The following is a 23,469-nucleotide window of genomic DNA, read 5'->3' on the forward strand; positions in this document are numbered from 1 at the left end:
CTCATCCACACGCCTATGCGTCGAGCAACCGCTCCGCCTGCGCCCGCGCTTCCGCCGTGATTTCCGCGCCCGACAGCATGCGCGCAATCTCCTCGCGCCGTTCGCCGTCATTCAACGCATGGACGCCGGTGCGCGTCACCATGCCGTCGCTCGCCTTGGCGATCAGCATATGCCCTGCCCCGCGCGCCGCCACCTGCGGGCTGTGGGTGACGACCAATATCTGGTTGCTCTGCGATAGCCGGGCCAGCCGGTCGCCGATGGCAGACGCCACCGCGCCGCCGACGCCCCGGTCGATTTCGTCGAAGATCAGCGTATCCGCCCCGCCCCGTTCCGCCAGCGCGACTTTCAGCGCCAGGATGAAGCGCGACAATTCGCCGCCGCTGGCGATCTTCACCAGCGGCGCGAAAGGTGCGCCGGGATTGGTAGAAATCTCGAACTCCACCCGGTCCATGCCCTGCGCGCTCCATTGCCCTTCATCTAGCGGGGCGACCACGGTGCGGAAGCGCGCTGCGTCGAGCTTGAGCGGCGCCAGTTCGGCCGCGACGGCGGCATCCAGCCGCGCAGCCGCTTCCCTTCGTTGGTCCGACAGCAATTGCGCAGCCTGACGATAGGCCTGCGCACTCGCGGCAACTTCCGCATCCAGCGCCGCGAGATGCTCATCCCCGCCTTCAATCGCGGCCAGCTTCGCCGCCATATCGTCCCGCAGGCCAGCCAGTTCGTCAGCCGCCACCTGATGCTTGCGCGCCAGCCCGCGCAGGTCGAACAGCCGCGTTTCGATGGCGTCGAGCCGCGCGGGGTCAAAGCTCAACGCCTCGGCCGCGCCCGCCAGCCTTTCCTCTGCCTCATCCGCTTCGATGACTGCGCGATCCAGCGCCGCCAGCACCTCGGCAAGCGGGTCATATTCGCCGACGATCCGGTCGAGCCGCCGCGCCGCCTGCCGCAACTGGGCAACGCCCCCGTCCGACCCGGTCAGGCAATCCGTCACCGCAGAAAGGTCGTCCGCCAGGCGCGCGCCCTTCTGCATGGTCGCCCGTTCCTCGGCCAGCGCCGCCTCTTCGCCCGGCTCCGGCGCGAACCGGGAAAGCTCATCGACGGCATGGGACAGGTAATCGCGATCGCGCGCCGCGACTTCCACCGCCGCACGACTCTCCGCCAGCCGCTCGGCCGCCGCGCGCCACGCCAGATAGGCCCTGCCCACTGCGCCATTATCGCAACGGCCATAGGCGTCGAGCAGCGCCCGGTGGCCGCGCGGGTTCAGCAGGCCGCGATCGTCATGCTGCCCGTGAATCTCAACCAGCGTGCCGCCAAGATCGCGCAGCAGCGCCGCCGAGCAGGCCTGATCGTTGATGAAGGCGCGGCTGCCGCCATCGGCCTTGAGCGTGCGCCGGATAATCAGCGGTTCGCCCGTTTCCAGTTCGATGCCGTTATCGGCGAGCAGGTCCACTGCGCGATGATCCGCCCGCGCAATGTCGAAGGTTGCGGTGACGCTGGCCTGCGGCTCCCCGCTGCGCACCAGCCCGCTGTCCGCCCGCGCGCCCAGCGCCAGTCCCAGCGAATCCAGCAGGATCGACTTGCCCGCCCCCGTTTCCCCCGTCAGCACGCCCAATCCAGCGCCGAACTCAAGGTCCAGCGCTTCGATCAGCACGACATTGCGGATGGATAGGTTAGTCAGCAAGCTGTCGGACCCCAATGGACGTCGCCCCAGCGGACGCCGGGCCTCGTGCCGCTAGGTCGTGCCCGATGGCCTGCGACCCCAGCGTCCGCTGGCGCAACGAATTTGGGCGCTTACGCCTTTCCGCCATGTTCCCGCATGAGCTTGTAGGACCGCTCATACCATTTGGAGCCGGGATAATTCCGGCCCAGCACGGCGGCGGCCTTCTGCGCTTCCTCGGGAATGCCGAGCGAGAGATAGCTTTCGACCAGACGCTCCAGCGCTTCGGGCGTGTGGGTCGTCGTCTGATATTTATCGACCACCGTGCGGAAGCGCAGCGCCGCCGCCAGCCACTGCCCACGACGCTGGTAGAAACGACCGACTTCCATTTCCTTGCCAGCCAGATGGTCGTTGACCAGATCCAGCTTGAGCCGGGCGTCGGCGGCGTAGCGCGTTTCGGGATAGCGGCGGATCAGCTCGCCCAGCGCGTCAAGCGACTGTTGCGTGATCTTCTGGTCGCGCGTGACGTCCGCAATCTGTTCATAATAGCAGAGCGCGATCAGATAATAGGCGTAGGGCGCATCCTTGTTGCCCGTATGGATCGCCAGGAAACGCTGCGACGCCGCGATCGATTCATTATAATCGCGGTTCATATAATAGCTGAACGCCGACATCAGCTGCGCGCGGCGCGCCCAGGGCGAATAGGGATGCTGACGCTCCACCTCGTCAAACAGGGCCGCCGCCAGTTTATACTGGCCGCGATCCAGCCGATATTTACCCGCATTGTACAGCGTGGACACGTCCCGCGCGACATATTGCGTGTCGGTCTTGTTCTTCGATGTGGCGCACCCGGCAAGCAGGGCGGCGAGCAGAACCGGGGTGGCAGCCGCGCCGATGCGCGTCATGGTTTTCGTCAGCATGGCCGGGTCATAGCGGAGCGAATGGCACTCGCCAAGCGGCAGAATGGCGGTCGCGCGTTTGATCCTGTCAATGCGCCTGCGCGGGCAGGTCCAACCGGACGATCGCGCCCCCTTCCGGCCTGGGGTGCAGGGCGAATTGCCCGCTGAGCTGCGCGGCCAGCGCCTGCGCTATCCGAAGGCCCAGCGAACTGCCCTTGTCGATTTCAAAGTCCGGCGAAATCCCTTTCCCGTCGTCGGCGATCTCCAAAGAAAGCGTGCCGCTCATATCCTCCAGCGTAACGGTAATCGATCCGCCCCGGTTCGGCAGCCCATGCTCGATTGCGTTGCTGACCGCCTCGGCGACGATCAGGGCCAATGGCACTGCGACATGCGATTCCAGCGTCAGGCCGGGCGGCGCGACGACCGTGACGCTGATATCCTCGCGCCCGCTCGCTTCCACGACGTCCGCGGTCAGCCTGGTCAGGAAGGCGTTAAGATCCTGTCCTTCCTCCGATGGATCGTAAAGCGCGCGGCTGATCCGCCCGACCAGCGCCAGACGGCTGGCGGCATCGTCCAGCGCGCGGGCCGCCACTTCATGATCCACATGACGCCGTTGCAGTGACAACATCGCTGCCACGACCTGCAGGTTGTTGGACACGCGATGCTGCAATTCGCGAAACAGCAGCTCCCGATTTTCCGCCAGGGCGCGGCTGCGTTCGCGCTCCACCGCCAGGTTGAAATTGGCGCGCTGCATAAAGTGGATGAGCGCGATTTCGATCCCCACCACCAGCCCGTAGAAAATGAGGGCCAGGGCGACGCCGCCGTCAAATATGCCGTCGGGCGGCAATGGAATGAAGAATTGCCAGGACAGGAAACCGCAAAATATCGCTGCGAAAATCCCGGGGCCAAGGCCGAACAGGAAAGTTGACAGGATGACTGCGGGAAAAAATGAAACGAAGGGATAGCCGATGGGCAGGACATTCGACGCCATCAGCCGAAGCGCAAGGCTGGCGCCGCAAATAAGAGCCGTCAAAAAATAGGCATAGGCAGGCCGCGGAAGCACGAGCGGCAAGCGCTCCACGAACCTCTCATTGGTGCGTTGCATGGCATCCCCTGAACATCCTCGGCGGCGGACAGTAACAGATGTTTGCCCAACGCCAACTGATCGAGATCAGGAAAAGCCAACTTCACGGAAAAGGGGCGCCCGAACCACGGACGCCCCCTTTTCTTCAAGCCTGTCAGGCGGGACTATCAGTCCTGCGTCAGGAAGTCGGGCAGACCGGCGTTGGAGCCGTCATCGTCGCCGCCCTTGTCGCTGCGCGGACCACGGTCGCGGCGCGGGCCGCGATCGCCGCCACGGTCGCCACCGCGACCGCCACGATCACCGCCGTCACGACGCGGGCCACGGCCACGATCGCCACGATCGCCGCGATCACCACGGGGCTCGCGCGGTTCGCGGGCAGGACGGGTGTCCTCCAGCTCTTCGCCGGTTTCCTGGTCAACGACGCGCATCGACAGGCGAACCTTGCCGCGCGGGTCGATCTCCAGGACCTTGACCTTCACTTCCTGGCCTTCCGACACGACGTCGGTCGGCTTTTCGACGCGCTCATTCTTCATTTCGGACACATGGACGAGACCGTCCTTGCCACCCATGAAGTTCACGAACGCACCGAAATCGACGATGTTGACGACCTTGCCGTCGTAGATCTTGCCGACTTCCGCTTCCTGCGTGATGCCGAGGATCCACTTGCGGGCGGCTTCGATCTGCGCCGGGTCGGACGAGCTGATCTTGATCAGGCCTTCGTCGTCGATGTCGACCTTCGCGCCGGTTTCGGCGACGATTTCGCGGATCACCTTGCCGCCGGTGCCGATGACTTCGCGGATCTTCGACTTGTCGATCTGGATCGTCTCGATGCGGGGAGCGTGCGCCGACAGCTCGGTGCGGGTCGACGACAGCGCCTTGTTCATCTCACCCAGAATGTGGGCGCGGCCTTCCTTCGCCTGACGCAGCGCGACCTCGAAGATTTCCTGCGTGATGCCGGCGACCTTGATATCCATCTGCATGGTGGTGATGCCCGCTTCCGTGCCCGCCACCTTGAAGTCCATGTCGCCCAGATGATCTTCGTCGCCCAGGATGTCGCTCAGAACAGCGAAATCCTTGCCGTCGAGGATCAGGCCCATGGCGATGCCCGACACCGGACGCTTCAGCGGAACGCCCGCATCCATCATCGACAGCGAACCGCCGCAGACCGTCGCCATCGAGGACGAACCGTTGGACTCGGTGATGTCCGACAATACGCGGATGGTGTAGGGGAACTCGTCCTTGCTCGGCAGCACGGGGTGCAGCGCACGCCATGCCAGCTTCCCATGGCCGACTTCACGACGGCCCGGCGCGCCGAAGCGGCCGACTTCACCGACCGAATAGGGCGGGAAGTTATAGTGCAGCATGAAGTTTTCATAATAGACGCCGTTCAGGCCGTCGATCATCTGCTCGGCGTCCTTGGTGCCCAGCGTGGTGGTGCAGATCGCCTGCGTTTCACCGCGGGTGAACAGCGCCGAACCATGGGTGCGCGGCAGGAAGCCGACCATCGCTTCGATCGGACGGATCTGCGTGGTGGTGCGGCCGTCGATGCGCTTGCCATCCTTGATGATGGCGCCGCGCACGATTTCCGATTCCAGCTTCTTGGTGACCTTGATGCCGGCCATCACGGACTGCGCGTCCAGACCTTCTTCGGCGAACCAGGCCTTCGCCTTGTCCCGCGCGGCATTGATCGCGTTCGAACGCGCCGACTTGTCGGTCAGCTTGTAAGCGGCGGCGATGTCCTTGCCGATCAGCTTCTTCAGCTTCTTCTTCAGATCCTCGACGTCATCGCCCTTGGCGACTTCCCACGGATCCTTCGCGGCCTTTTCGGCCAGCTGGATGATCGCGTCGACCACCTTCTTGCTCGCTTCATGCGCGAACAGGACAGCGCCGAGCATCACGTCTTCCGACAGCTCCTTGGCTTCGGATTCGACCATCATCACCGCATTGCCGGTGGCGGCGACGACCAGGTCGAGTTCGCCTTCCTTCACCTCGTCCATCGACGGGTTCAGTTGATATTCGCCATCCTTGTAACCGACGCGAGCAGCGCCGATCGGACCCATGAAGGGCACGCCCGACAGGGTCAGCGCAGCCGAAGCGGCGATCATCGCGACGATATCGGGCTCGCTCTCGCCATCGAACGACAGCACCTGGGCGATGACGTTGATTTCGTTGTAGAAGCCCTCGGGGAAGAGCGGACGGATCGGGCGGTCGATCAGGCGGCTGGTCAGCGTTTCCTTCTCGGTCGCGCCACGCTCACGCTTGAAGAAGCCACCGGGGATGCGGCCGGCCGCAGAATATTTTTCCTGATAATGGACGGTCAGCGGGAAGAAGTCCTGCCCTTCCTTCACCGACTTGGCGGCCGTCACGGCGCACAGCACCACGGTCTCGCCATAGGTCGCCAGCACGGCTGCGTCGGCCTGACGCGCAATACGGCCGGTTTCGAGCGTGAGGGTCTTGCCGCCCAGCTCGATTGATACCTTCTTTACATCGAACATAGATTTTTCCTTCGCCCGCCTGGCCCTATTGCCGGGCGGGGCCTGTCATGCGGGCTAAACCGGCCCGCTACGGTTTTGGAGCATCGTCTGGCCCCTTGGTCGGAACATCCTGCCGAATTGCTGGAGTCCCGGAATCGGAAACGGCCCCGCTGGGGGGCCGTCCCTTCTATAGCAGGCTTACTTGCGCAGGCCCAGCTTGGCGATGAGGTCGGTGTAACGCGCCCCATCTTTTTTCTTCAGATAGTCCAGCAGCGAACGGCGCTTGTTGACCAGCATCAGCAGGCCGCGACGGCTGTGGTTATCCTTGTGGTGACCCTTGAAATGCTCGGTCAGGTTGGAAATACGTTCCGTAAGGATCGCAACCTGAACTTCCGGCGAACCGGTGTCGCCTTCGGCGCGGGCATGTTCCTTGATCAGCGCTTCCTTGCGCTCTGCAGTAATCGACATCGGCTTCCTTTCATTTTAGAGATTAAAGCCGCGCACCACCCGTATTTCCGGGCCACTGGCTTCGACCAGCGCGACGGGCGTTTGCCCATCCATCGCCAGCATCAGGCCGGTATGCGGTTTCCCCACGAGCACCTTCCCCTGTCGGAGAGCCAGCGCGTCGTCGGGAGAGACTGCAAGAGCCGGGATGTCGTCCAGCCCTGCGGTCAACGGCAGCATGCACTGCGCGATGCCGCCGCCCCTAGCAGCTTCATCCAATTTGTCCAGTGAAATCGCGGTTTCCAGGGTGAACGGGCCTGCCTTCACCCGGCGCAGCATGGTGACATGGCCGACCGTGCCGAGGGCCAGCGCAATGTCGCGGGCAAGCGAGCGGATATAGGTGCCCTTGGACACATGGGCGCGAAGCGTCACCTCTTCCAGCGCGCCGACCGGTTCACGCGGAGGCGCGGAGACGCGGAGAGAATATATCGTGACCGCCCGCAGCTTCATCTCCACCTCCTGCCCGGCGCGGGCGAGGTCATAGGCGCGCTGGCCGTCGATCAATATCGCGGAATAGGCTGGCGGCGCTTGCTCGATAGCGCCCGTGAAGATCGGCAGCACAGCTTCCAGCGCCGTCATCGTCGGCCGCACATCGCTCTGCGTGATCACCGCCCCTTCCAGGTCCAGCGTGTCCGTCTGCGCACCGAAGCGGATCGTGAAATCATAGATCTTGTCGCTGTCGAGCATACGCCCGGCCAGCTTCGTCGCTTCCCCCACCGCGATCGGCAGCACGCCGGTCGCCAGCGGGTCCAGCGTGCCGCCATGCCCCACCTTCCACTTGCCCGCCCCGCTGATCCGCAGCGCGCGCTTCACCGCGCTCACAGCCTGCGTCGAACCAAGGCCATGGGGTTTGTCGAGGATGATCCAGCCGTGCATGGCCGCGCCCCTACCCGGCGCCAGCCTTGCTGTCAGCCTTCTTCGTCTGGTTCGGCCAGATCCTGCGCCACCTTGGGATCGCGCAGCAGCTTGTCGATATGGCTGCCTTCGTCGAAACTCTCATCGCTCAGGAATTTCAGCTTCGCCGCATATTTCAGCCGGATGCGGGTCGCCACCTCGCGCTGGAGGTACGCGGTGTTGGTGCGCAGGGCCTTCAGCACCGCTTCCTCATCCTGCCCCAGCAGCGATTTCACGAACACCGTCGCGTGGCGCAGGTCAGGCGACATGCGCACTTCCGTCACGCTGACGACATGCTTGGTCAGCACATCGTCATGCACATCGCCGCGCTGGAGAATTTCGGACAGGACATGACGCACCTGCTCGCCCACGCGGAGCAATCGGACGGAAGGACCTTCGGGTTGTTGGGCCATGATCAATCCTCGTCATCCCGGCGATGGCCGGGATCTCAGGCGGCTATAGACGCCCCGGAAGCGCGCGGCCCCGGCCTTCGCCGGGGCGACGCACTTCCCGATTACAGCGTCCGGGCGCGCTCTTCGACCTCGAACAGTTCCAGCGTATCGCCGACCTTGATGTCGTTCGTGTCCTGCAGCACCGCGCCGCACTCCATGCCCGCACGGACTTCGGAAACGTCGTCCTTGAAGCGGCGGAGCGAGGCGATGTTGGTGCGCGACACGATGACATCGTCGCGGGTAAGACGCGCGGACAGACCCTTGCGAATGATGCCGTCGAGGACGAGCAGACCAGCCGCCTTGTCCTTCTTGCCCGCCGGGAACACCTGAAGCACCTCGGCCCGGCCGACGATGGTTTCGATGCGCTCGGGAGCCAGCTGGCCCGCCATTTCGCCGCGTACTTCCTCCAGCAGGTCGTAGATCACGTCATAATAGCGCAGCGAAATCTTCTCGCGCTCCGCCAGCTGACGCGCCTTGGCGTTGGGACGGACGTTGAAGCCGATCAGCGGAGCGCGGCTGGCAGCGGCCAGCGTAACGTCGCTCTCGGTGATCGCGCCGACGCCCGAATGCAGGATGCGGACCTTGATCTCGTCGGTCGAGATACGGTTGAGCGACGAAACAATCGCTTCGACCGAACCCTGCACATCGCCCTTCACGACCACCGGATATTCGATGACCGTGGTATTGAGCGCCGAGAACATATGCTCGAAGCTGGTCGGAGCCGAAGTGGTCCGCTTCTTCGTCACCTGTTCCTGACGATAGGCGGCGACTTCACGGGCGCGCGCCTCATTCTCCACGACGGTCATCTGATCGCCGGCCAGCGGAACGCCCGACAGGCCCAGCACCTCGACCGGGGTCGAAGGTCCTGCGACCTTCACATTCTGCCCCTTGTCGTTGATCAGCGCACGCACCTTGCCGCTTTCCGCGCCGATGACGAACGTGTCGCCGACCTTCAGCGTGCCCTTGCGGACCAGCACGGTCGCGACCGCGCCACGGCCCTTGTCCAGCTGCGCCTCGACCACATTGCCTTCGGCGGGGCGGTCGGGATTGGCGGTCAGTTCGAGCAGTTCGGACTGAAGCAGGATCTTTTCGATCAGCGTGTCCAGGCCAGTGCCCTTCAACGCAGACACTTCGACATCCTGCGTTTCGCCGCCCATATCCTCGACGACAACCTCATGCTCCAGCAGGCGCTCGCGCACGCGCTGGGGGTTGGCTTCGGGCTTGTCGATCTTGTTGATCGCCACGATCATCGGCACGCCGGCGGCCTTGGTATGGTTGATCGCCTCGATCGTCTGCGGCATCAAACCGTCGTCGGCCGCCACCACCAGGATGACGATGTCGGTGACGTTCGCGCCGCGTGCCCGCATTTCCGAAAAGGCTTCATGGCCCGGCGTATCAAGGAAGGTGATCGTGTCGCCGCCCTTGGTCTTGATCTGATAGGCGCCGATATGCTGCGTGATGCCCCCGCTTTCGCCCGACACCACACTGGTGCCGCGCAGCGCGTCGAGCAGCGACGTCTTGCCATGATCGACATGGCCCATGATCGTCACGACCGGCGGACGGGTTTTCAGCGTTTCAGGCGCATCATCATCGCCTTCAATGCCAATTTCGACGTCGGCGTCGGACACGCGCTGGATGCGATGGCCAAATTCTTCGACCAGCAGCTCCGCCGTATCCTGATCGATCGGCTGATTGAGCGTGACGGCGGTGCCCATCTTGAACAGGGACTTCACCAGGTCCGCGCCCTTTTCGGCCATGCGGTTGGCGAGTTCCTGCACGGTGATGCTTTCCGGCACCACGACGTCGCGGACCTGCTTTTCACGCTGCTGCGCGCCACCCGAATAATGGGCGCGGCGTTCCTTCTCACGAGCACGCTTGAGCGCTGCGAGCGAGCGGGCGCGGGCACTGTCATCATCGGCCAGAGCGCGGGTTACGGTCAGCTTGCCGGACTGGCGGCGATTGTCATCGCCACGCTTGGCGCGTTCTGGCTTGGCGGGCTCAGGCCGCTTGACGGGCGTTACCGGCGTAAAGCGGCGCGGCGGCGGCGCAGCAGATGCAGGCGCCGCGGACTGACGTTCCTCGGCCGCTTGCGGCGCGGGCTGTTCCTCTACCGCGGCGGGTGCCGGCTCGGTGGCCGGAGCGGCAGGAGCGGCAGGAGCCTTCGCCTCTTCCTCAACCTGGCTCGTAGCCGCGGCATCGGCGGTCTCGGCGGCGGCGCGATTTTCCTCTGCCCGGCGCTTTTCCTCTTCGACGGCGGCCAGACGCTGTGCATCCTCACGGCGGCGCGCATCTTCCAGCGCGGTCATGCGGGCTTCCTCGGCCTCACGCAGCAGCTTTGCCTGCAATTCCTGACGCGACATCAGGCTCTGCTGCGGCGCCGGGCGAGCCGGAGCGGCTGGCTGCGGGGCACGCGGCGGCTGCGGGGCTGGCGTGGCGGCGACAGGCGCCGGGGTCGGATCAGCCTGCGGCGCAGATGCGGGCGCGCCACCGGCTTCGCCGGGCTTGCCCAGGATGCGGCGCCGCTTCACCTCAACGACGACCGTATTCTTGCGGCCATGGCTGAACTGCTGCTGCACCTGGCCGGATTCCACGGTCCGCTTGATGCCCAGCGGCTTGCGGCCCAGAACCGGCTTGTCTTCCTTGCTGTCACTCATACGACTGAACTGTACCCTTCGCTTCGTTCCGACCGGCAAGGCCCGTCGGCGCCTTATTCAAACTGGCCATCCACAGGCTACTTCAAGCGCCCAATGCACCGGCGGAGTCCTGCTCCCCATGCACTGGCGCCCCGGTAGCGCAACCCAGATAGCTTTCCAAGCGGCCTATGGCCGCACGCAGACGCGACGCCGCACGCGAGTCGGTCACTGCGATATGGACGACATTGTCGCGCCCCATTGCCATAGATAGGGCATGTCGGTCCACAGGCAAGACGACACCTGCCAAATCACTGCCTTCCGCTTCTTGCCCGACGCGCAGCGCCTGGTCCAGCTTGCGGTTGCCATCGGCGGCCGCATCGCTGGCATGGAGCAGCAGGCGAACGTCGCCCTTGCGGCAGGCCACATCTATCTTTTCAGAGCCGGTCAGCAGCATCGACGCGCGCGATTCCAGCCCCAGCCGGTCAAGCAGCACCCTGCGAAGGCCCTCCTCGATCAGGTCGGGCAGATTGTCCGGGATCTGCAACTCGCCGGTCTTGAATGCTCGCGCCAGCGCGCCCTTCAGCTTGCCCTTGGCGAGCGCCTGCTCCAGTTCGGCGCGCGAAACCCCAATCCACGCGCCCCGGCCCGGAGCCTTGGCCCGGACGTCCGGCAACACTTGGCCCTCAGGCCCGACCGCCAGCCGGATCAGAGCATCGGGATCATCCCTTTCGCTCGACAAAATGCATTTGCGTTCGGTCATCGCCGCTTCTCCCTATGGGGAGAGTTGTTGGCGATTGCTGCCAAATCGCGCCCGTCCCCTGCCCCTTCCCGTGGCGGGAGGGGCGTTGACGGAGCAGCACTGAATGTAGGCGTCAGCCTCTCATCGGGAAGTGACCGCAGCATTGGCGTCCTCCCCGCTTTGCGGCGGCGCCGCGCGATCGGCGACCAGCAGGCCGCCAGACCCATAATTTTCCGTCGAAACTTCGGAAATCACCACCTGCACGGCAGCAGGCGACTTCCCCAGCCGCTCGACAAGCGACTGGGTGACGTCGGCGACAATGGCCGCCTTCTGCTCACGGGTGGCGTTTCCGGCCAGACGGATGTCGACAAAGGGCATGTTGCTTCAGGCTTCCTCGCCCTCGAACCAATGGGCGCGCGCGGCCATGATGATCTCATTGCCCTGCTCTTCGCTCAGGCCATATTCGGCCAGCACGCCACCCTTGTCTTCGGTGGTTTCGCTGCGGCGGCGGCGCTGATCGACGCGCTTTTTCGCGACCAGTTCGTCGGTCGCAAGGTCGGCCAGATCGTCCAGCGTCTTGATGCCCGCCTTGCCCAGCGTCACCAGCATGGCTTCGTTAAGGTGCGGCATGTCGGCCAGCGCATCCTCGACGCCCAGCGCGCGGCGTTCCTCGCGGGCGGCAGCCTCGCGACGGTCCAGCGCTTCCTGTGCGCGGCTTTGCAGCTCGGCGGCCAGATCCTCGTCGAACCCTTCGATGGCGGCCAGTTCCTCGACGCCGACATAGGCGACTTCTTCCAGCTCGCCAAAGCCTTCGGCGACCAGCAGCTGGGAGAGGGTTTCGTCCACGTCCAGCTCGTTCTGGAACAGTTCGGAACGGGCGACGAATTCCTTCTGCCGCTTTTCGGACGCGTCGGCCTCGGTCATGATGTCGATTGCCTTGCCGGTCAGCTGGCTGGCGAGGCGGACATTCTGGCCGCGACGGCCAATGGCAAGCGACAGCTGATCGTCGGGGACGACGACTTCGATGCGTTCTTCCTCCTCGTCGATGACGACGCGAGCGACCTGCGCGGGCTGCAGCGCGTTGACGACGAAGGTGGCCGTGTCTTCCGACCAGGGGATGATGTCGATCTTCTCGCCCTGCATTTCCTGCACGACGGCCTGCACGCGGCTGCCCTTCATGCCGACGCAGGCGCCGACCGGGTCGATGCTCGAATCGCGGCTGATGACGCCGATCTTGGCGCGGGAACCCGGATCGCGGGCGGCGGCCTTGATCTCGATCACGCCGTCATAGATTTCGGGCACTTCCTGCGCGAACAGCTTCTTCATGAATTCGGGGTGCGCGCGGGAAAGGAAAATCTGCGGCCCACGATTTTCGCGGCGTACGTTCAGGATCACCGAGCGGATGCGGTCGCCGACGCGGACGACTTCGCGCGGGATCTGCTGGTCGCGGCGGATGACGCCTTCGGCGCGGCCCAGGTTCACGACGACATGGCCGAACTCGACGGATTTCACGACGCCGGTGATGATCTCACCCACGCGGTCCTTGAATTCCTCATGCTGGCGCTCGCGCTCGGCGTCGCGGACCTTCTGGAAGATCACCTGCTTTGCCGACTGGGCGTCGATGCGCCCCAGGTCGATGGGAGGCAGCGGATCGACGATGAAGTCGCCGACAACGGCGTCCTTCTTCAGCTTCTGCGCCTGCTTGAGGTCCACCTGCTTGAAATAATCGTCAACCGCCTCGACCACTTCGACGACACGCCACAGGCGCAGGTCGCCGCTTTCGGGGTCCAGCTTCGCGCGGATGTCGTTTTCAGCGCCGTAGCGCGCACGGGCGGCGCGCTGGATCGCGTCTTCCATCGCCTCGATGACGATCGCCTTGTCGATCATCTTTTCGCTGGCGACGCTGTTCGCGATGGCGAGCAGCTCGGCCTTGTTGGCGGAAATGGCGTTGGCCATGGCAGTCGAACCCTTATTCTTCGGTGTCAAACTCGTCCGCACCCTCGGAAGAGAGCGGCATGGTAGCAGAAATGAGAGCGTCGGTCAGCACGAGCTTGGCCTCGCCCACCGCCGCGAAGGGGATCAAAACCTCCCCGGCCTTATTGTCCTTGAACTGGATATCGTCGCCCTCAACGCCCTTCAGCGTTCCGCGAAAACTCTTGCGACCCGCCACCGTTTCGGTCGTGGCGATCTTTGCTTCATGCCCGGCCCATTCCATGAAATCGTGCAGCCGGGTCAGCGGCCTGTCGATCCCCGGCGAGCTGACTTCCAGACGATAGGCTTCCTCGATCGGATCAGCCTCATCCAGCACATCGGACAGCCGGCGCGAGATCGCGGCGCAATCTTCGATGACCAGCTGCTTGGTCACCGGATTTTCCGCCATGATCTGAAGCGTATGTTCGTCACCCGACCCGAACAGCTTGATGCGCACAAGCTCGAATCCCAGGGCCTTCACCTCCGGTTCGATCAGCGCAGTCAGTTCGGCGATGTCCGCCATGCAATCTCCAGCAATCAATAAGCAGCTTCCGCGCCGCAGGCGTTCCCGCCCGCGACCCCGACATGTTTGACGATGTAAGGAAGCAAGCGCGCTATATGCGCGGTTGAGCAAAGCTGCAACATTATTCGTCAGTAGCTATTGTAGGACAGAGTCAAATGGATGGGGCCGCCCCTGTCCGCCCCGGATGGAGGATAGAATGCGTACTATGGTCGCCACCGTCTTCGGCCTCGCTCTGGCCGCCTGCTCCGTCGATGATGCGGAAAGCCAGAACGCCGCCGCCCCCGGCGACCGGCCCTTCAAAACATCCGTCATCGCGGATTTCGATTCGCCCTGGGCCATGACTTTCCTGCCCGATGGCCGCGCGCTCATCACGGAAAAAGCGGGCGAGATGATCCTTTTCGACCCAAAGAACGGGACAAAAATCCCGGTCGGCAACATGCCCAAGGTTGATAGCGCGGGCCAGGGCGCGCTCATGGACGTGGTTCTCGACCCACAATTCGCGCAGAATAAAACCGTCTATTTCAGCTTTTCGGAAAGCGGCCCCGGCGGCAAGGGGGTCGCCCTCGCCAAAGGCGTCTTCAACCAGACCAGCAATGGCGAAACGAAGCTGGACGGCGTGACCACCATCTTCCGCGCCACCCCCTATGTCGATGGCAACGGCCATTATTCCGGCCGCATCGCCTTCTCGCCCGACGGCCAATATCTGTTCTTCACCAATGGCGAACGGCAGAAATTCGATCCTGCTCAGGACCCGAAGGCGACCCTGGGCAAGGTGCTCCGCCTCAACCTCGACGGCACGCCCGCCGCAGGAAACCCGCTCGCGGCAAAGGGCTTCCATCCCGCCGTCTGGTCCTATGGCCACCGCAATCTGCTGGGCATCGCCTTCGACAAGGATGGGCGCCTCTGGGAGCAGGAGATGGGGCCAAAGGGCGGGGACGAAATCAACCTCATCAAGCCCGGCCTCAACTATGGCTATCCCAAGGCGTCGAACGGCGACCATTATGACGGCAAGCCCATCCCCGACCATAATGGCCATGACGGGTTTGAAGCGCCCAAGGTCTGGTGGAACCCGGCCATATCTCCGGCGGGCCTGCTCTATTATTCGGGCGACCTGTTTCCGCAGTGGAAGGATTCGCTGTTCCTCGGCGGACTATCGAGCCAGTCGCTGGTCCGCGTAAAGCTGAACGGCGATACGGCATCCAAGGCCGACCAATGGGATATGGACGCCCGCATTCGCGAAGTAGAGCAAGGCCCGGACGGCGCGCTGTGGCTGCTGGAAGATGGCGGGCGCGGGTCGCAAGGGCGGCTGCTGAAATTGACGCCTGCTGGATAGGCTCACCCTGCTGACAGGGACGCGCCGTATCAGCCGTTGACCAGCGCCCTGACAATCGACACGATAGTGTCCGATAATGAGGGGGAGGATGGCCATGTTAGACGCGGCATTGTTGCGGCGCGACTTGCTGAAGGGCGCAGTTTGCCTCGGGCTAATAGGCGCTGCGCCCGGATATGCGCGAGCAAGTGCAAGGCGCTTTCCCGCCATCCGCGCGATGGTGGATCGCGTCATAAGTGAAAGAGCCGCACCCGGCGCCATCGTCGCGGTCGGCGAAGGCGTAGGTCGGCCGGATTATATCAGCAGCGGCACGATCGCGCTCGAAAGCCCCCTCCCCGTAAATGAACAGACCTTGTTTCGTATCTATTCGATGACAAAGCCCGTCACCGGAATGGCGGCGATGCTGCTGATCGCCGAGGGCCGGATGAAGCTGGACCAGCCAGTTGCTGACTTTATCCCCGGCTTTGCCAATATGCGCGTTCTCACCAACCCTAGCCAAGGCGTGGAAACGCGTCCTGCAACATCGGTGATGACAATCCGACACCTTCTGACACACACCGCCGGCCTGGGTGGCGGACCTGCGGTCAAAGGTCCGCTCAAGGACATATATGAAAAGACGGGGCTAAGGCAGAATCTGGTCAGTGCGGGGGAACGGCTGGAGCACGCCCCACCTGCGAACCTGAAGGACTTTGCAGATCGGCTGGCGGCGGCTCCGCTTCTTTCAGACCCGGGCACTGCCTGGAGCTATTCGGTTGGACTGGATTTGCTGGGGCGGATCATCGAGATCGTGGCGGGCGTCCCATTCGAGCAGTTCCTGGAGCGGCGGTTTTTCGCGCCTCTTGGCATGCGCGACACCTTCTTCACTGTGCCCGAGAGCAAGAAAGCGCGTCTCGTCACGAACTATACGGGTCAGGGAGCCAAGTTGACGGAGGTCGATGCAGGCCCGGCTTCGATATTCCTGAACAAGCCCGCTTTCCCTTCGGGCGGAGGCGGCCTCATATCCACGGCGCACGATTATGATCGTTTCCTGGCCATGCTGGCGAACGAGGGCCGCATGGGTCGCGCAGAGATCATGCCCCCTGACGCCGTGAAGGCGGGAACGTCGAACCTCCTGCCGCAGCGCGTGAGCATGCGCGACTATATCGGCATCCCTGGGGTCGTGGGCTTTGGCGCGGGTGGCTGCATTGCCAATCATGGCGGGCTCAAAGGCCTGTTCGGCTGGCTCGGCGCTGCCGGGACCATCGGTGTCATCGCGCCCGATCAGCGGCTGCGGGTGACAGGTCTGATCAACAATATGTCGGTCTTCAGCTTCGCCATGAATCTGCCCAAGGCGGTGCATGACGATTTAGGCTCAGCCAAGGCAGCCTGAACCCTGACGGGAGTAGCAGTCCCATGCCGGCAGCAGAGCGTCACCCCGGACCAAAGCCCGGGACGACGCAGGCAAAGACAGCCTATGGAAACCCAGGGAATTAGGCGATCAGACCAGCCGGCTCTGCTTGACCGCCGCCTCGATAAAGCTCGCAAACAACGGATGGGGGTCGAACGGCTTGGACTTCAATTCCGGGTGGAACTGCACGCCTACGAACCATGGATGGTCCGGCCGCTCGACAATCTCCGGCAGCGTGCCGTCCGGCGACATGCCTGAAAAGATCAGGCCGCCTTTTTCCAACGGCTCGCGATAGCCCGCATTGACTTCATAGCGGTGGCGGTGGCGTTCGCTGATCTCGCCCGTGCCATAGATGCCAGCAACGACGCTGTTGCCGGTCAGCTTGGCCGGATAGGCGCCCAGCCGCATCGTGCCGCCCAGGTCCGTTTCAGCCGTGCGCTTCTGCAAGCCTTCCTTGCTCATCCATTCGGTGATCAGGCCAACGACAGGCTCCGACGTCTCGCCAAATTCGGTCGTTGACGCCTCGGCAATCCCCGCCGTGTTCCGCGCGCCCTCGATGCAGGCCATCTGCATGCCCAGGCAGATGCCAAAGAAAGGCACATTGCGTTCGCGCGCGAACTTGACGCTTGCGATCTTGCCTTCCGAACCGCGCACGCCGAACCCGCCGGGGACCAGAATGCCGTGCATCGGCTCCAGGCTGGCGGCGACGTCATCATCGCCTTTTTCAAACAGCTCGGCGTCGATCCACTTGACGTTCACCTTCACCCGGTTGGCGAAACCGCCATGGGCCAGCGCTTCGTACAGCGACTTGTAGGCGTCGGGCAGGCCGACATATTTGCCCACGACGCCGATCGTCACTTCGCCTTCCGGGTTCTGCTGGCGATCCATGATGTCGATCCAGCGGTCGAGCGAGGGCGTCGGCGCGTCATGAATGCCAAAGGCGCGCAACACCTCGTCGTCCAGCCCCTCGGCATGATATTGCGCGGGCACGGCATAGATGCTGCTGGCGTCCAGGGCCGGGATGACCGCTTCGGGGCGCACGTTGCAAAATAGCGCGATCTTCTTGCGCTCGCTTTCCGGCAGCGGATGTTCGCATCGGCACAGCAATATGTCCGGCTGAATGCCAAGCGACGTCAATTCCCGCACGCTATGCTGGGTCGGCTTGGTCTTCAGCTCGCCCGCCGCCGCGATGTAGGGGACCAGCGTCACATGGACGAAGATCGACTGGCCGCGGCCCAGATCATTATGCAGCTGCCGGATCGCTTCCATGAAGGGCAGCGATTCGATGTCGCCGACGGTCCCGCCAATTTCGCACAGCACGAAATCCAGATCATCCGATTCGGCCATGGCGAACGCCTTGATCTCATCGGTGACGTGCGGGATGACCTGCACCGTCGCGCCCAGATAATCGCCGCGCCGCTCGCGATGGATGATCGTCTGATAGACGCGGCCCTGCGTCACATTGTCCGACTGACGCGCCGAAACGCCCGTGAAACGCTCATAATGGCCAAGATCCAGGTCGGTTTCCGCCCCGTCGTCGGTCACATAGACTTCGCCATGCTGATACGGGCTCATCGTGCCCGGATCGACGTTGAGATAGGGATCGAACTTCCGAATGCGCACACGGAAACCTCGCGCCTGCAACAAAGCTGCAAGCGAAGCGGCCATCAGGCCCTTGCCAAGCGAGGAGACCACGCCGCCGGTGATGAAAATATACCGCGCCATGGGAGGAGAGGCTTAGCCTTTTACAAACGAGTTGGGCAAGCGCGCGAATCCACGCGCGAGCAAAAAAGATTCGGAAATTTTAAAAAGGACGATCAGTTGGCGAGCGGAACCGCGCCGTTCGCTGCCTGTCCGTTGCTCGCCGCGCCAGCCGCACCGGCCAGCGGGTCGGCGCTGCCAGCGGCCGGAGCCGGGGCAACGGGGGCGGCAGGCGCCTGATTCACCAGCGAAGTATCGATATCGCTAGGCGCATGCTGGACCGACGCGATCACCGCCAGCACGATCGACAGCGACACGAAGATGACCGCCAGAACGCTGGTCGAACGGGTCAGGAAATCCGCCGCGCCACGCGCCGACATCAGCCCCGCCGGGCTGCCACCCACGCCCAGACCGCCGCCTTCCGACTTCTGCATCAGGATGACGGTGACAAGCAGGGCCGCAACAATGGCCTGCACGACGAGGATGAAAGTGAACATGCGAGGAATCTGTCCGAATGGGGATCGTTGGGGTGCCCATAGCGGCGATAGGCGGCGGGGGCAACCGGCGAGCGGTCGAGTGGCGCAGTCCGTTCCGGCTGAGCCTATGGTCCCTTCGAGCTGAACCCACGGTCCGCTCAGGCTGAGCCTGTGGCCTGTTAGCGTTCAGCCCAAAGTCCGTTCGGGCTGAGCCTGTAGTCAGTTCGGACAAACCCAAGGCCCGTTCGGGCAAACCCACGATCCGTTCGGGCTGAGCCTGTCGAAGCCCCCTTCCCCTTTCGGCAGAAGCAAGCCCCAGCGCAGCCCGAACGGTGGAAAAAGCTAGCCCGCAGCCGCAATGACGGGCGCGAACTTTGCGGCAGTCAGGCTCGCGCCGCCCACCAGTCCGCCGTCCACATCCTCGATCGCCATCAATTCGGCCGCATTGTCGCCGTTCATCGACCCGCCATAGAGGATTCGCATGCCCCCCGCATCAGCCGCGCCGATCCGTCCGCCCAGCGCCGTCCGCAGCGCCCGGTGCATCGCCTCCACCGCTTCCATCGTCGGAATGCGGCCGGTCCCGATCGCCCAGATCGGTTCATAGGCGATCGCCAGCCAGTCCGCCGCCGCGCCGTCGGGCAACGAAGCCAGCAGTTGCGCAGACACGACCGCTTCCGCGTTACCCGCGTCCCGCACGTCCAGGCTTTCGCCGACGCACAATATCACCTTCAGGCCCGCAGCTTTCGCCGCCAGCGCCTTGGCCGCCACATCGGCGTCGCTTTCGCCCTGGTCCTGCCGCCGTTCGCTATGGCCGACGATGGTCCAGCTCGCGCCCGCCTCGGCCAGCATCGCCGCCGACAGACAGCCGGTATGCGCGCCGCTGTCCTTCATATGGCAGTCCTGCGCGCCGACGAAGGCCGCGCCGCTCACCGCCTGCGCCGATGCGATCAGGGTGGCGGGCAGGCAAAGCCCTACCTCGACGGATGGGTGCGCTGCTGCTGCGGCGCCGATCGCCTCGACCTCGCCCAGCTGGGCGCGAAGGCCGTTCATCTTCCAGTTGCCGACCACCAGCTTGCGCCTGCCCATCGATCCATACCTCTTCAGTTATCAATCCGTGCCGCCAGCCGCGCAGGCCAGCCTCGCCAAGGCGGATGGACAAGAGCCAGCCATTTGTCCAGCCATGCCACACTTGCCGCCGCGACGATCCGCCCCTAAAGCGGGCCACCGTAAAAAGTCTTTCAATTCTGGACTTCATTCATGCTTTCCAACTTCCGCCGCTTCATCCGTTCGAAATTCGGCGCGCTGTTCGCGCTCCTTTTCCTAGGCGTCATCGCGGCGGCGTTCATCCTGGGCGACCTTAGCAGCGGGCAGTTTGGATCCTCGCTCGGCGGCGGCGGCGAAACGGTAGCGAAGGCAGGCGGCACTCGCCTGACGCAGACGCAGCTCCAGGAACGGGTGCAACGCGTCTTTGAAAACGCCCGTCGCGCCAATCCCGGATTGCAGATCAACGAATTCCTGGCCCAGGGCGCCGCTGGTCAGATTTACGACCAGCTGGTCGCCGCGATGACGTTGAAGGAATATGCCGAAGACCAGGACGTTCATATCTCGAAACGCCTTGTCGATGCCCAGATCGCCCGGATCCCGGCGTTCCAGGATGCAGCGGGTGCGTTCAGCCAGGAAAATTTCCGCCAGCTGCTGCAGCGCGAACGCATCACCGAGCAGGCGCTGCGCGAGGATATCACCCGCGAGATATTGGAACGGCACATGCTCGCGCCGCTGGGCCTGGGGGTAAAGCTGCCCGACAGCGTCATCCTCCCCTATGCCTCGCTTCTGCTTGAAGCGCGCCAAGGTACGATCGCAGCCATCCCCGCCACCGCGTTCAAGGACATCAAGGATCCCACCGACGCCCAGTTGAGTGAGTATTACCGGAGCAATGCGGCGCGCTTCACCATCCCGGAACAGCGCCGCATCCGCTACGCGGTGATCGACAGCGAACGCTTTGCGCAGGCCGCCCAGCCGACCGATGCCGAAATCGCAGCGGCCTACAATCAGAACAAGGCGAGCTACGCAGCGAAGGAAAGCCGCAGCTTTGAACAGCTCATCCTGCCCACAGAGGCTGCCGCCAAGGCGGTCGCCGGTCAGGTGAAGGGTGGAAAGTCACTCGCCGCCGCCGCGCAGGACGCAGGCCTTGCCGTATCGACGCTGGCGGATCAGAGCCGAGAGAGCCTGACCACATCTTCCTCAGCCGCAGTTGCCAATGCCGGGTTCGCCGCCCAGCAGGGGGAAATCGTCGGCCCGGTGCGCGGGTCGCTCGGATGGGTCATCCTGCGTGTGTCCAATATCAAGACGACACCAGCGCGTGCCCTCCCGGCCGTTCGGGACGAAATCGCAGCGACGCTTCGCACCCAGAAGCAGAAGCGGCTGCTCAATGAATTCACCGGCAGGATCGAGGACCAGATCGCGGATGGCGGCAGCTTCGAGGAAGTGGTCAAGGACAATGGGCTGAAGCTGGAAACCACTCCGTTTCTGCTCTCCACCGGTCAACAGGCCGAAGATGAGGTCTATCAGGCTCCCGCTGACGTCCAGCCTTTGCTGGCGCCAGTGTTCCAGATGAGCCAGGACGACGACGCACAGCTTATCCCCATCAAGGAAGACCAGCGCTATGCTCTGGCCGCGCCCGCCGAAATACGCGCAGCTGCGCCGCCACCGCTGGCGAAGGTAAAGCCGGTGATCGTGGCCCAGTATAAGCTGACGCAGGGCAATGCGAAGGCGAAGGCCCTGGCCGAACAGATTCGCACGAAAGTCGCCAAGGGCATGAAGCTGGCCGATGCGGTCGCGCAGGCGGGCATCCCCCTGCCCGCGCCACAAACGGTTGGCGGCCGCCGGGCCGACATCATGCGCGAAGGCCAGCGTCCGCCAGCCGAAGTCGCCATCCTCTTTTCCATGGCCGCTAACAGCGTGAAGACGCTGCCTGTCGGTCAGGACCGCGGCTATTTCGTCGTGCAGCTGAACGGCATCAAACGTGGCGACGCAGGCGGCCAGACCGCCTTGCTCGATCAGGTTCGCGGCCAGTTGAGCGACGTCGTCGGCCAGGAATATGGACATCAGTTCGAGCGCGCCGTGGAAAAGCAGCTTGGCGTCAAGCGCACCCCCTCGGCTGTGGCGAACGTCGAACGCGCGCTCACCAGCACTAACAGCGGCGCTCAATAATATGGGCGCCGGCGTCGCCCGTGGGGGCAATGACGGAATCGCCGCTGCTCGCGATGCCCTTGATGCTGGCAGGTCGGCGCTGGTCTGGCGTCGCCAGATCGCGGACACCGACACGCCAATCTCCGCGGCGCTCAAGCTGTTCGAGCCCGACCGCGGTGATTTCCTGCTGGAATCGGTGGAAGGCGGCGCCGTTCGCGGCCGCTACAGCCTGATCGGCCTGGCGCCCGACCTGGTTTTTCGGGCGCAAGGGCAATCGGCCGAGATCAACCGCAACTGGGCGCACGACCGGGATAGCTTCGTTCCCGAAGCGGCTGGCGCACTGGATGCCTTGCGGGCGCTGGTCGCTGAATGCCGGACAGAGCTTGACCCCGCGCTGCCCCCCGCGCTTGCATGTCTCGTAGGCTATTTCGGATATGAGACTGTCGGTCTGGTGGAAAAGTTGCCCCGCCCCGCCGCCAATCCGCTCCAGCTGCCCGACATGCTGTTTGTGCGGCCAACGATCATCCTTGTTTTCGATCGGCTGGCCGACGCGCTCTATCTGGTTGCACCCGTGTGGAAGGGCAGTTTCAGCGATGTTGATGCAGCGATCACGCAGGCGCTTGAGCGCATCGACGCGACGGCCGCCCGCTTGGCTGCGCCTCTCCCCTCCCTGCCGCCGCCTGCCGACATCGCGGATATAGAGGTCACGCCCGTGCTGGAACCCGGCCGCTATAAGACGATGGTGGAGCGGGCGAAGGACTATATCGTCGCCGGTGACATATTTCAGGTGGTCCTCGCGCAGCGTTTCACCAGTCCCTTCACCCTGCCTCCGATCGCGCTATATCGCGCTCTCCGCCGCATCAATCCCTCGCCCTTCCTCTATTATCTGGACCTGCCTGGCTTCGCGCTGATCGGATCAAGCCCGGAGATATTGGTGCGCGCGCGTGATGGTGAGGTCACGATCCGGCCAATCGCGGGCACCCGGCCCCGGGGCAAGACCGCCGTCGAGGATGCGGCCAATCGCGAAAGCCTGTTGGCCGACCCGAAGGAGCGCGCCGAACATCTGATGCTGCTGGACCTTGGCCGCAATGATGTCGGCCGTGTCGCCAGCGCGGGATCCGTGACCGTGACTGACAGCTACACGGTCGAATTTTACAGCCACGTGATGCACATTGTATCGAATGTGGTCGGTCGGCTGGCTCCGGACAAGGATGCGCTCGACGCCCTCTTTGCCGGTTTTCCCGCAGGCACTGTTTCGGGTGCGCCCAAGGTGCGCGCCTGCGAGATTATCGCCGAACTGGAACCGGAAACCCGCGGCGCCTATGCAGGTGGCGTCGGCTATTTCGGCCCGGACGGCAATATGGACAGCTGCATCGTCCTGCGCACGGCGGTGCTCAAGGACGGCGTAATGCATGTTCAGGCCGGCGCTGGCATCGTCGCTGACTCCACGCCCGAATATGAACAGCGGGAGTGCGAAGCAAAAAGCGGCGCGCTTCTCGCAGCGGCGCGCGAAGCGGTAGAGCTCGCCCGGCAAGCCGGGTTCGGGCAGTAAACTGCTCCGC

The 23,469-nt window shown here is 63.9% G+C and carries 19 protein-coding genes; 4 read left to right on the forward strand and 15 right to left on the reverse strand.

The features are described 5' to 3' along the window. Positions 1-13: 13 nt before the first annotated feature. The 12 genes from recN to rimP all read right to left on the reverse strand — a co-directional run bounded on the left by recN (position 14) and on the right by rimP (position 13,824). On the reverse strand, positions 14-1,675 hold the full coding sequence (gene recN / locus B6S01_RS03390; RefSeq protein ID WP_037462032.1) for a DNA repair protein RecN: 1,662 nt from the start codon (positions 1,673-1,675) through the stop codon (positions 14-16). A 110-nt stretch (positions 1,676-1,785) separates the two neighbouring features. Then, a complete protein-coding gene (locus tag B6S01_RS03395; protein ID WP_037462029.1) occupies positions 1,786-2,571 on the reverse strand; it encodes an outer membrane protein assembly factor BamD in 786 nt (261 codons plus the stop codon). 67 nt (positions 2,572-2,638) lie between these two features. After that, positions 2,639-3,655, reverse strand: coding sequence for a sensor histidine kinase (locus tag B6S01_RS03400; protein ID WP_037462026.1), 1,017 nt, complete (start codon positions 3,653-3,655; stop codon positions 2,639-2,641). A gap of 146 nt (positions 3,656-3,801) precedes the next feature. Beyond that, positions 3,802-6,129 carry a polyribonucleotide nucleotidyltransferase gene (gene pnp, locus B6S01_RS03405; RefSeq protein ID WP_037462025.1) on the reverse strand — a complete coding sequence of 776 codons (2,328 nt, stop codon included), beginning with the start codon at positions 6,127-6,129 and terminating at the stop codon, positions 3,802-3,804. 177 nt (positions 6,130-6,306) lie between these two features. Next, entirely contained in the window at positions 6,307-6,576 is a 270-nt protein-coding gene (gene rpsO, locus B6S01_RS03410) for a 30S ribosomal protein S15 (protein ID WP_037462022.1), read from the reverse strand. Between the two features lie 15 nt (positions 6,577-6,591). After that, complete coding sequence (gene truB, locus B6S01_RS03415) at positions 6,592-7,488, reverse strand: tRNA pseudouridine(55) synthase TruB (RefSeq protein WP_037462019.1); 897 nt, start codon at positions 7,486-7,488, stop codon at positions 6,592-6,594. Between the two features lie 32 nt (positions 7,489-7,520). Then, the gene (gene rbfA, locus B6S01_RS03420) at positions 7,521-7,919 is read right to left on the reverse strand and encodes a 30S ribosome-binding factor RbfA (protein WP_037462016.1); all 399 of its coding nucleotides are present in this window, start codon (positions 7,917-7,919) and stop codon (positions 7,521-7,523) included. Between the two features lie 101 nt (positions 7,920-8,020). Further along, the gene (gene infB / locus B6S01_RS03425; protein WP_037462013.1) at positions 8,021-10,612 is read right to left on the reverse strand and encodes a translation initiation factor IF-2; all 2,592 of its coding nucleotides are present in this window, start codon (positions 10,610-10,612) and stop codon (positions 8,021-8,023) included. An 82-nt stretch (positions 10,613-10,694) separates the two neighbouring features. Next, the gene (locus B6S01_RS03430) at positions 10,695-11,351 is read right to left on the reverse strand and encodes a DUF448 domain-containing protein (protein WP_037462011.1); all 657 of its coding nucleotides are present in this window, start codon (positions 11,349-11,351) and stop codon (positions 10,695-10,697) included. A gap of 120 nt (positions 11,352-11,471) precedes the next feature. Further along, positions 11,472-11,708 (reverse strand): tautomerase family protein, encoded by a 237-nt coding sequence (locus B6S01_RS03435; RefSeq protein WP_037462007.1) that lies wholly within the window; start codon positions 11,706-11,708, stop codon positions 11,472-11,474. A 6-nt stretch (positions 11,709-11,714) separates the two neighbouring features. Further along, positions 11,715-13,286 (reverse strand): transcription termination factor NusA, encoded by a 1,572-nt coding sequence (nusA, locus tag B6S01_RS03440; protein ID WP_037462005.1) that lies wholly within the window; start codon positions 13,284-13,286, stop codon positions 11,715-11,717. A 13-nt stretch (positions 13,287-13,299) separates the two neighbouring features. Next, complete coding sequence (gene rimP / locus B6S01_RS03445; RefSeq protein ID WP_037462003.1) at positions 13,300-13,824, reverse strand: ribosome maturation protein RimP; 525 nt, start codon at positions 13,822-13,824, stop codon at positions 13,300-13,302. A 196-nt stretch (positions 13,825-14,020) separates the two neighbouring features. Between rimP and B6S01_RS03450 the strand changes: the two genes are divergently transcribed. Further along, complete coding sequence (locus tag B6S01_RS03450) at positions 14,021-15,157, forward strand: PQQ-dependent sugar dehydrogenase (protein ID WP_037461999.1); 1,137 nt, start codon at positions 14,021-14,023, stop codon at positions 15,155-15,157. Positions 15,158-15,245: 88 nt separating this feature from the next. Continuing rightward, the gene (locus B6S01_RS03455; RefSeq protein ID WP_157704805.1) at positions 15,246-16,523 is read left to right on the forward strand and encodes a serine hydrolase domain-containing protein; all 1,278 of its coding nucleotides are present in this window, start codon (positions 15,246-15,248) and stop codon (positions 16,521-16,523) included. A 108-nt stretch (positions 16,524-16,631) separates the two neighbouring features. Here the strand turns inward: B6S01_RS03455 and B6S01_RS03460 are convergent, their stop codons facing one another. From B6S01_RS03460 to tpiA, 3 genes are all read right to left on the reverse strand, one after another. After that, positions 16,632-18,266 carry a CTP synthase gene (locus B6S01_RS03460; RefSeq protein WP_037461996.1) on the reverse strand — a complete coding sequence of 545 codons (1,635 nt, stop codon included), beginning with the start codon at positions 18,264-18,266 and terminating at the stop codon, positions 16,632-16,634. Positions 18,267-18,358: 92 nt separating this feature from the next. After that, positions 18,359-18,739 carry a preprotein translocase subunit SecG gene (secG, locus tag B6S01_RS03465; RefSeq protein WP_037461993.1) on the reverse strand — a complete coding sequence of 127 codons (381 nt, stop codon included), beginning with the start codon at positions 18,737-18,739 and terminating at the stop codon, positions 18,359-18,361. A 321-nt stretch (positions 18,740-19,060) separates the two neighbouring features. Continuing rightward, on the reverse strand, positions 19,061-19,804 hold the full coding sequence (tpiA, locus tag B6S01_RS03470) for a triose-phosphate isomerase (protein WP_037461990.1): 744 nt from the start codon (positions 19,802-19,804) through the stop codon (positions 19,061-19,063). Positions 19,805-19,975: 171 nt separating this feature from the next. Between tpiA and B6S01_RS03475 the strand changes: the two genes are divergently transcribed. Both B6S01_RS03475 and trpE read left to right on the forward strand, forming a co-directional pair. After that, positions 19,976-21,928: a peptidylprolyl isomerase gene (locus tag B6S01_RS03475; protein ID WP_037461987.1), complete on the forward strand. Its 1,953-nt coding sequence runs from the start codon at positions 19,976-19,978 to the stop codon at positions 21,926-21,928. A 1-nt stretch (position 21,929) separates the two neighbouring features. Beyond that, positions 21,930-23,459, forward strand: coding sequence for an anthranilate synthase component I (trpE, locus tag B6S01_RS03480; protein WP_037461984.1), 1,530 nt, complete (start codon positions 21,930-21,932; stop codon positions 23,457-23,459). Positions 23,460-23,469: the final 10 nt, after the last annotated feature.

It is taken from the genome of Sphingobium herbicidovorans (genome assembly GCF_002080435.1).
Taxonomy (GTDB): domain Bacteria; phylum Pseudomonadota; class Alphaproteobacteria; order Sphingomonadales; family Sphingomonadaceae; genus Sphingobium; species Sphingobium herbicidovorans.